We start from the raw sequence: 1,357 nt of genomic DNA, 5'->3' as shown, positions 1-1,357 counted from the left end.
GACGCCGGCGGTCACCGCAGCGGCCGAGGCAAGCGTTTTCGGCCGCGCTCGAACCCAGCTCAGCAGCTTCATACCCGGTTCCCCCCTGGAACGGCCGTGGACGTCATGGTGCGCAGGGCTGTCCGCTCAGCCCATGGACCGCACCGGGACATCCTAACCGTGATCGCTGGCAGTCCGAGATGGGGACCTCTGCCCACCGCGGACGACCAGGTCCTAGGGTCTCGGCCAGTAGTTCTTCTCGGTGTCCACTCCACCACCCCAGCCGATGATGTCGACCCACACGTCGACCCCGTCGCGACCCTGGTGGCAGGCGATCTCCTTGCCGCCGTTGCCGTCGAAGTTGATGCTGTACGTGTAGTTGCTCACGCCGCCGGGGTACGCGCTGGAATAGCACTTGACGTTGTAGGTGCCGATGTTGAGGTTCTGCCAGTTGACGTAGAAGTTCATGCACCCGTTCACGCAGCCCTGCGGGTCGCGGGACCCCTGCGTCACCCACACGCGCGGTGCGGGCGGGTCACTCGTGCGCGCGGATGCCGTGCCGTCGCCAGACCACCCGGCCTTGTTGTGCACCTGCACGCGGATGGAGTAGCTCTGCTGATAGCCGTTGCCGACCGTCGTGGAGCTGTTGGCGCTGACGCTCTGCCAGCCGCCCCCGTTGATACTGATGCGGGCGGCGTCGATCGCGCTGCCGTTGTTGCCGCTCGGGTTCCAACTGAACGTGATCGACTGCCCGTTGTTCTTCGCCGTGACGCTGGGCGCAGGGGGAACACCGTAGGGTGTCTGGGCCGCCGAGGCCGCCGACGGGTCGGAGATGTAGTTCTTGCCGTCGACGTTCGCGACAGCCCGCACGCTCACCGAGTAGGACGTGCCGTTGTTCAGCCCGGTGATCGTCTTGCCGTCCCAGTTGCTCTGCCAGCCTCCGCCCTTGTTGAGGTTGAACTGGTAGCTCGTCTCGCCCGTGGACGCGCCGTTGAGCTGCGACTCGGAAAGTTGATAACCCGAGAGGGTGAGCCTCCCGTCCCCGGCGGCCGCGGACGGACGGGGCGGGGTGTCGGGCTTGATGACGCCGCGACGCGGTGCCGAGGCATCGCTCCATGGACCCCAGTCGGCCTTGTTCTGCGCGCGCACCTGGTATGTGTACGACGTGGTCGAGGTGTCCACGACCACGGCCTGCGAGGTCTTCCCGGCCGCGACGCTGATCGTCTGCACCACGCTCGACCCCTGCAGCACCTGCAGCTGATACCCGCTGATCGCGTCACCGTTGTTGTCGGGTGCGACCCAACTGACGTTCATCTGCGCGCGATCACCGACCGGCGCCATTTCTGCGGTGGTGGGGGCGGCGGGTTGCAGGGGCGGG

1 protein-coding gene is annotated in these 1,357 nt (G+C 66.9%); it reads right to left on the bottom strand.

Translation table 11 applies throughout. The features are described 5' to 3' along the window. Positions 1–213: 213 nt before the first annotated feature. The coding region (locus tag KYX17_RS31535) for a fibronectin type III domain-containing protein (protein ID WP_243233716.1) at positions 214–1,357 on the bottom strand (1,144 nt) is incomplete at its 5' end.

It is taken from the genome of Microbacterium sp. CIAB417, from assembly GCF_022788845.1.
This window is presented reverse-complemented; position numbering and strand designations above follow the sequence as displayed.